Annotated in this window: 7 protein-coding genes; 6 read left to right on the top strand and 1 reads right to left on the bottom strand. The window is 62.0% G+C overall.

What is annotated here, in order from left to right:
- Positions 1-2,074: M3 family metallopeptidase (locus tag NWI01_RS13690; protein ID WP_141384397.1), on the bottom strand; the 2,074-nt coding region annotated here is incomplete at its 3' end.
- 200 nt (positions 2,075-2,274) lie between these two features.
- Between NWI01_RS13690 and NWI01_RS13685 the strand changes: the two genes are divergently transcribed.
- The 6 genes from NWI01_RS13685 (at position 2,275) to NWI01_RS13655 (ending at position 7,639) form a co-directional block, all read left to right on the top strand.
- The gene (locus tag NWI01_RS13685) at positions 2,275-2,535 is read left to right on the top strand and encodes a hypothetical protein (RefSeq protein ID WP_141384395.1); all 261 of its coding nucleotides are present in this window, start codon (positions 2,275-2,277) and stop codon (positions 2,533-2,535) included.
- Between the two features lie 672 nt (positions 2,536-3,207).
- The gene (locus NWI01_RS13675) at positions 3,208-4,350 is read left to right on the top strand and encodes a type III PLP-dependent enzyme (protein WP_141384393.1); all 1,143 of its coding nucleotides are present in this window, start codon (positions 3,208-3,210) and stop codon (positions 4,348-4,350) included.
- Between the two features lie 134 nt (positions 4,351-4,484).
- Positions 4,485-5,084, top strand: a complete 600-nt coding sequence (locus tag NWI01_RS13670; RefSeq protein ID WP_141384391.1) for a GNAT family N-acetyltransferase — start codon at positions 4,485-4,487, stop codon at positions 5,082-5,084.
- A 355-nt stretch (positions 5,085-5,439) separates the two neighbouring features.
- Entirely contained in the window at positions 5,440-5,895 is a 456-nt protein-coding gene (rnk, locus tag NWI01_RS13665) for a nucleoside diphosphate kinase regulator (RefSeq protein WP_141384389.1), read from the top strand.
- A gap of 24 nt (positions 5,896-5,919) precedes the next feature.
- A complete protein-coding gene (locus tag NWI01_RS13660) occupies positions 5,920-6,102 on the top strand; it encodes a hypothetical protein (RefSeq protein WP_141384386.1) in 183 nt (60 codons plus the stop codon).
- 100 nt (positions 6,103-6,202) lie between these two features.
- Positions 6,203-7,639: a homospermidine synthase gene (locus tag NWI01_RS13655; RefSeq protein WP_181410484.1), complete on the top strand. Its 1,437-nt coding sequence runs from the start codon at positions 6,203-6,205 to the stop codon at positions 7,637-7,639.
- Positions 7,640-7,727: the final 88 nt, after the last annotated feature.

Genomic DNA, 7,727 nt, shown 5'->3' with positions numbered 1-7,727 from the left:
GCAATCCACGTCGCCGCAACAGCGCCTCCGGCTCCGGCTTGCGGCCGCGGAAGGCAATGTAGGCTTCTTCCGGATCGCGCGATCCGCCAGACGAATAAATATCATCGTGCAGCCGCCTGGCTGTCTCCGGATCAAAAATATCACCGGTCTCCTCGAAAGCTCCGAACGCATCGGCGTCCATCACCTCCGACCACATGTAGCTGTAATAGCCGGCCGCATAGTGATCGCCGGAGAAGATGTGGCCGAACTGGGTCGGCCGGTGCCGCATCGCGATTTCCGCCGGCATCCCGATCTTTTCCATCGTGGCGCGTTCGAAAGCTCTGATATCTCGGATCGCCGCGGCGGGCTGGCTGTGGAATTCCAGATCCATCAGCGCCGAGGCGACGAATTCGACGGTGGCGAAACCCTGGTTGAACTGTCGCGCCGCGAGGAAGCGCTCCAGCAAATCATCCGGCGGCGGCTCTCCGGTCTGGTAGTGCCTTGCGAACTGTCGCAGCACCTGCGGCTGTTCCTGCCAGTGCTCGTAGAGTTGCGACGGCAGTTCGACGAAATCGGTAAAAACGCTGGTCCCCGACAACGAAGGATAGGTGACGTTCGACAGCATGCCGTGCAGACCGTGTCCGAACTCATGGAACAGCGTGCGCGCATCGTCCGGAGACAGCAGCGCGGGCTGGCCGTTCGCGCCTTTGGCGAAATTGCAGACGTTCACGACCAGCGGCGCGACCTCGCCGTCGAGCGTCTGCTGGTCGCGCAGCGAGGTCATCCATGCGCCGGACCGTTTCGAGGCGCGGGCGAAGTAGTCGCCGTAGAACAGCGCCCGATGCGCACCGGCGGCATCCTTCACCTCAAAGACGCGAACGTCCGGATGCCAGACCGGGATGTCCTTGCGCTCGGAGAAGGAGAGCCCGAACAGGCGATGCGCGCAGTCGAAGGCCGCGGCGATCATCCCCTCCAGCGTCAGATACGGCTTGATCGCCGCATCGTCGAAATCGGCACGGATCTGCCGCAGCTTTTCGGCGTAGTAGCGCCAATCCCAGGGCGCGAGCGTGAAGTTGCCGCCCTCCTCCGCGATCAGCCCCTGCAAGGCATCGCGGTCGGCGAGCGCCCGTGCGCGGGCCGGCGTCCAGACCCGCTCCAGCAGGCCGCGCGCGGCTTCCGGCGTCTTGGCCATCGAGTCTTCCAGACGATAGGCCGCGAAGCTGGGATAGCCCAGAAGCCTTGCGGCTTCCTCGCGAAGCGCGAGGATCTCTACGATGGCTGCGTTGTTTTCGTTGGGGTTGCCGTTGTCGCCACGGGCTGTAAACGCCTTGTAAACCTTCTCGCGCAGATCGCGGCGGCGCGAGCTCTTGAGAAACGTCTCCACTGACGAGCGCGAGGTGGTCACGATGGCCTTGCCGGGCAGCGCGCGCTCCTCCGCCGCGGCACGCGCCGCCGCAACGAAACTGTCCGGCAGGCCCTCCAGGTCATCCTCGCCGAGTTCGAGGAACCACTCCTGCTCGTCGCCGAGGAGATGATGGCCGAAGGTGGTGCCGAGATGGGCCAACCGCTCGTTGATCGCCGCCATCCGCGCCTTAGCGGCCTCGTCGAGACCGGCGCCGGCCCGGTGAAAGCGCGTGTAGGTGCGTTCCAGCAGCCGCAACTGCTCGGCGGTCAGACCGAGCGTTGCACGATTCTCGTGGAGTTGCGCGACGCGGCCGAACAACACCGCGTTCATCAGGATCGGATTCCAGTGCCGCGCCATGCGCGAGGAGACATCCGTGTCGATCTCGAGCAGCGCCGGATTGGAGTGCGCCGAAACCAGATTGTAAAACACGGCCGCGATCTTCGCGAGCAGCCTGCCGGAGCGTTCCAGCGCGGTGATGGTGTTGGCGAAGTCCGGCGCCGACGGATCATGAGCGATGGCGGCGATCTCGGCGGCATGATCGATGAACGCTCGCTCAAAGGCGGGCAGGAAATGGTCAGGCGCGATCTCCCCGAACGGCGGAGCCTGGAAAGGCGTCCGCCACGGCATCAGCAACGGGTTGTCCGTCCCGGAGCCGGAAACCACAGGCGACGATTGAGACGTATCTGACATAAGGTTTTGCTTTCGCCCGCTGCTTCACATTTCTGCCGCGATCCAGCGGCACCGGAACTATAACACGCGACAGAGCCCTTTGGTGCCTTTGGCGCTTGCCGCGGCCGGCATTTTCAGAGAGATTGCCGCCCTCAACGGATACTTGAACGAACGGAATACTCTGGACGAACGGAATCCTTGGACGAACGGAATCTTTGGACATGAGTTCTCAACCTGCCTCTTCCGCCTCACGCAAGATCGCCTGGCCCAGCGTCATCACCGTCATTTCGGCGGCGATCCTGATTGGCGCGGAAGTCTTCGGCGCGGCGTTCGCCGGCGGCTGGGCGCTCGCGATCCTGTTCGGACTGAGCGAGATGGAGAGTCATATCCTGCAAGCGGTGCTGTTCGTGATCGGCGTGTTCGTCATGATCAATTTTATCCGCGCCGCCCAGCGCGTCGAACCCTTCATACGGCGCACCTGAAACAAACCGCTGCGGCACAGGGCCAACTTGCATTCTTCTTGCGCGCCGTCGGTTCCTTTCATTAAAACAATTTTAAACTCTCGTTCATCATCGGCGCGCGATTGCGGCATTTCGACAACGGCGTGGGGAAACCGCGCTTCGCTCGAAGAAAGTTGTTGCGAACCCCGATCAAAAGACTTATCTCCGCTACTGCCCAATTTCGCACGTGCCTGTGGTCGTGTGTCAGTCGGTAGGTATCCGGACAAGAGGCCGGACAGCCGCCAAGGGTGAAGCAGCCGAGGGTCGCTCAGATCGATCGAGACTCAAATCGATTGAAACTGAGAGGCCAGCATCTCTCTCCAGGGATGCCGATGAAGGCGCTTTACTTCTTGCAACCGTGACTGGCAGCCGGAGGCGAACCGGCGCACCCCGCTCTCAACGGGGGACGCGACTTAAAGCAACGACGGATCGGGCTTTTTTGGTCTCTACCGGCCTTCCACCGCCGGCGCGGGCTACTGAAAAGGCTTGTCCTTCATTGCCAGGTGTGCGGGCGGGATTCATCCCAACCAATCCACGGCAGCACAGTTGATCTGAGCTCAAGGCGTCGTCGCGTCTCCATCGTGCGACGATGCCGGAACGTTCAGTCCGACGTCATTTTGAGCGAGTCCGTCGCTGGACCGTTTGGAGGGTGCTATGACCGAACGCATTCGGGAATTCCTGCGCGACCGCCGCAACAAAGGCAACGATACCGAGCCCTGCCTCGTGGTCGATCTCGACATCGTGCGCGACAACTATCAGGCCTTCGCGAAGGCGTTGCCGGACTCGCGCGTGTTCTACGCCGTGAAGGCTAACCCTGCGCCCGAGGTGCTGAGCCTGCTTGCCTCGCTAGGTTCGTGCTTCGACACCGCGACCGTCGCCGAGATTGAAATGGCGCTTGCCGCCGGCGCGACGCCGGACCGCATCTCCTTCGGCAACACCATCAAGAAGGAGCGCGATATCGCGCGCGCCTACGCGCTCGGCATTCGCCTGTTCGCCGTGGACTGCCATGCGGAAGTCGAGAAAATTGCCCGCGCCGCGCCGGGGGCGAAGGTGTTCTGCCGCATCCTCTACGACTGCGCGGGCGCCGAGTGGCCGTTGTCGCGCAAGTTCGGCTGCGACCCGGAAATGGCGGTCGAAGTGCTCGACCTCGCCAAGCGCCTCAGCCTCGAGCCGATCGGCATTTCGTTCCATGTCGGTTCGCAGCAGCGCAAGGTGAAAGCCTGGGATCGCGCTCTGGCGATGGTCTCGCAAGTGTTCCGCGACTGCGCCGAACGTGGAATCAACCTGACCATGGTCAACATGGGCGGGGGGTTTCCGACGAGGTACCTGAAGGACATTCCGCCGGTCGTGCAGTACGGCCGGTCGATCTTCCGCGCGTTGCGCAAGCACTTCGGCAATCAGATCCCGGAGACCATCATCGAGCCGGGCCGCGGCATGGTCGGCAACGCCGGCGTGATCGAGACGGAAGTCGTGCTGATCTCGAAGAAAGGTTACGATGACGCGAACCGCTGGGTCTATCTCGACATCGGCAAGTTCGGCGGCCTCGCGGAGACCATGGACGAGTCGATCCGCTACGCGATCAGGACGCCGCACGACGGCGCCGAGATGACGCCCTGCGTGCTGGCCGGCCCGACCTGCGACTCGGCCGACGTGCTCTACGAGAAGCAGCCGTATCCGCTGCCGGTCTCGCTCGAGATCGGCGACAAGCTGCTGATCGAGGGCACCGGCGCTTATACGTCGACCTACTCGTCGGTAGCCTTCAACGGCTTTCCGCCGCTGAGGACGTATCACATCTGACGCAAGCTCTTCCTCCCCGTTCGCGAAGAGATGAAGAGAGCCGGAAGCCGGTTCGCCGGCTTCCTCCCTGTCACAATTCTGGCTGATGACACGCCGTGCGACTGATCAAGTTGCCGGAGGGGGGATGATGCGCCATGAATGCTGTTCTCGAAACAATCGCCGCCCGCTGCGAGATTTCTCCCTTCGCGATCCGCGCCGAACGTGCTTCCGATGTCGCCGCGCGCGAAGCGTTGCTCGATGCAAGCTTCGGCACCGGCCGCTTTGCGCGGACCTGCCAGCGGCTGCGTGACGGACGGAAACCGGCCGAAGGCCTGGCGTTGGTCGCGGTTGCCAAACGCAAGCTGATCGGAACCGTGCGGCTTTGGCACGTCAGCGCCGGGGGCGTGCCTGCGCTGGCGCTCGGCCCTCTCGCGGTGGCAGCGTCCCAGCGCAAGCTTGGCGTCGGCGCCGCATTGATGAAGCGAGCGCTCGAGCTTGCGCAGGCGCACGGCCACGGCGCCGTGATCCTGCTCGGCGATGCGCCGTATTACGCGCGCTTCGGCTTCTCGGCGGTGAAAACCGCCAACCTTCTCCTGCCCGGCCCGTTCGAACGCGACCGGCTGCTGGCGGTCGAACTGCGCGAAGCTGCGCTTGAAGGCGCCTCTGGCCTGATCGCACCGACGGGGCCTCGGGTATCGAGAGCACGGCGGCATCACGGCCGGGAAGTTGCGCGGCCGATGCCGCGCGCGGCTTGAACGCAGCCGCGGCGGAGGAGGCTTGTCTTGAGAGCGGACGCGGCAGACAGGGGGAAACTGTTCCAGATGCTGGAGCATTGACTTCCGCGCAGGCCGACCTACCTTCAGATGATGATGTCGAATGCTCGCAATAGCCGTTTGTTGCTGCGCGCCGGTCACCTCAAAGCAGGATGGTGACCCGGACGGACGTGCGTCCGTACCGTCCGGGATTTATCAAGTTCGATCTCACTTCCAACTGACCATTGTTTCTTTGGCGCATCGCGCGATGCCATGACATCGCGGGTTGTGCCGCCCTCGCCGGTGATCGCTCAATCAACGGACGATCGCTCGCGAGGGCTAACCCGCGGTGAAAGACATGCTCGACAATCTGAAGAAGACACACCTCCCGGCCATCGCCATCAGCGCGCACGATATCGATCGCTTGCGGCACCTTGCCGAGGCTGCGATAGAAAAATATCCGGCGACTGCCGAATTTCTCGCTCGGGAAATAGACCGCGCCGAAATCATTCCCGCCGATAGTTCCATTCTTGACGATACCAAGGGCCAGCGGCGGAAAGTCAATCTCGTGACGATGCAGTCCGAGGTGACGTTCATCGACGACGTCAGCGGCCAGAAGCGGAAGGTCACTCTGGTTTATCCGGAAGACGCCGATGTCGACGCTGGCAAGATCTCGATTCTTTCTCCCATCGGCGCGGCCCTTATCGGCCTGTCCGCCGGGCAGAGCATCGAGTTTCAAACTCCCTCCGGTGGATGGCGCTCGCTGACCGTGATCGCTGTCTGGTCTTACTGGCCGATGCCGGAGCGTAAATAGCAGCCAGGCGCCTGTCTCCGCACCATGGAAACAGGCGCGCTGCGTTATGAAAATCAGGCGATCAACATCCACCTCATCATGGACTTGAAACCAGGCGATACCTTCTCGATCAAAACCCGCCATGAGTTGCGGTATCGATCTGGAATCGGCCATGCCACGCTACAAGCTAAAACATCCACCGGCGTCGGCTTGCGCGCTCGCGCCTGATCATGTCGTATGACGGATGAGTGAAGCGCGGGAGCGCCTCATAGCACCTTCACGCAAATTGCTTGTCCGAGCTGTAATTCCCCGACAATTTTGGAGATATATGATGTCGTCGAATGCTTCATCCGTGCACGCACGAATCACCGGGCCGATCGTCATGATCGGATTTGGTTCGATCGGAAAAGGCGCCCTGCCCCTGATCGAGAAGCATTTCGAATTCGATAAAGCGCGCTTCGTCATCATCGATCCGCATGCGGACGACACGCTGGCAAAAAAACATGGCGTCAAGTTCATCAGACAAGCCATCACCCGCGACAACTATCATGACGTCCTCGTTCCGCTGCTGACGGAAGGCGGCGGTCAGGGCTTCTGCGTCAACCTCTCGGTCGACACCGGCTCGGTTGACCTCATGACCATGTGCCGCGAGATCGGATCACTTTACATCGACACCGTGGTCGAGCCGTGGCTCGGGTTTTATTTCGACAAGAGCGCCGGCCCCGAAAAGCGCTCCAATTACGCGCTGCGCGAAACGTTGCTCGCAGCCAAGCGGAAAAGCGAAGGTGGCACCACCGCGGTTTCCACCTGCGGCGCCAACCCCGGCATGGTCTCCTGGTTTGTGAAGCAGGCGCTGCTCGACATCGCGCGCGATACCGGCACCGAGTTCAACGAACCGAAGAGCCGCGAAGGCTGGGCTCAGCTCGCACACAAGCTCGGCGTCAAGGGCATCCACATCGCCGAACGCGACACCCAGCGCGCCAAGACGCCGAAGCCGATAAACGTGTTCGTCAATACCTGGTCGGTGGAAGGATTTGTTTCGGAAGGCCTGCAACCTTCCGAGCTCGGCTGGGGCACCCACGAAAAGTGGATGCCGGAAAACGGGCGCAAGCACGATACCGGATGTCAGGCCGCGATCTATCTGCTGCAACCGGGAGCCAATACACGCGTGCGCACGTGGTGCCCGACGCCGGGAGCGCAGTACGGCTTTCTGGTCACCCACAACGAAGCGATCTCGATCGCCGACTACCTCACCGTTCGCGACGGCCAGAACGTGATCTATCGTCCGACCTGCCACTACGCTTACCATCCCGCCAACGACGCCGTGTTGTCGCTGCACGAGATGTTCGGCGCGGAAGGCAAGGCGCAGCCGAAGTTTCACATTCTGGAGGAAACCGAAATCGTCGACGGTATCGACGAGCTCGGCGTGCTGATCTACGGCCACGGCAAGAACGCGTACTGGTACGGCTCTCAGCTTTCGATCGAGGAAACCCGCCGCGTTGCGCCGTATCAGAACGCCACCGGCCTGCAGGTGTCGTCCGCGGTGCTGGCCGGCATGGTCTGGGCGCTGGAAAATCCGGAAGCCGGCATCGTCGAGGCCGACGAAATGGACTTCCGTCGCTGCCTGGAAATCCAGCGTCCCTATCTCGGTCCTGTGAAGGGCTATTATACCGACTGGACGCCACTGGCCGATCGCCCCGGACTCTTTCCGGAAGACATCGATACATCCGATCCCTGGCAGTTCAGGAACATTCTCGTTCGCTGATCCGAGCGAGACGCGCGAGCTAGAGCCTTTCCGCTTCTGATTGAATCAGAAGCGGGGCTCTATGATTTTTATTTGACGCGTTTTCTTC

It is taken from the genome of Nitrobacter winogradskyi (assembly GCF_006539545.1).
GTDB lineage: Bacteria > Pseudomonadota > Alphaproteobacteria > Rhizobiales > Xanthobacteraceae > Nitrobacter > Nitrobacter winogradskyi_A.
The sequence above is the reverse complement of the archived record's forward strand: the minus strand, read 5'-3'. Positions and strand labels throughout refer to the sequence as shown.

Bases quoted from the DNA above. Each gene is read 5' to 3' on its own strand.
- NWI01_RS13685 (WP_141384395.1), top strand. From the start codon at position 2,275: ATGAGTTCTCAACCTGCCTCTTCCGCCTCACGCAAGATCGCCTGGCCC.
- NWI01_RS13675 (WP_141384393.1), top strand. From the start codon at position 3,208: ATGACCGAACGCATTCGGGAATTCCTGCGCGACCGCCGCAACAAAGGC.
- NWI01_RS13670 (WP_141384391.1), top strand. From the start codon at position 4,485: ATGAATGCTGTTCTCGAAACAATCGCCGCCCGCTGCGAGATTTCTCCC.
- rnk (WP_141384389.1), top strand. From the start codon at position 5,440: ATGCTCGACAATCTGAAGAAGACACACCTCCCGGCCATCGCCATCAGC.
- NWI01_RS13660 (WP_141384386.1), top strand. From the start codon at position 5,920: ATGGAAACAGGCGCGCTGCGTTATGAAAATCAGGCGATCAACATCCAC.
- NWI01_RS13655 (WP_181410484.1), top strand. From the start codon at position 6,203: ATGATGTCGTCGAATGCTTCATCCGTGCACGCACGAATCACCGGGCCG.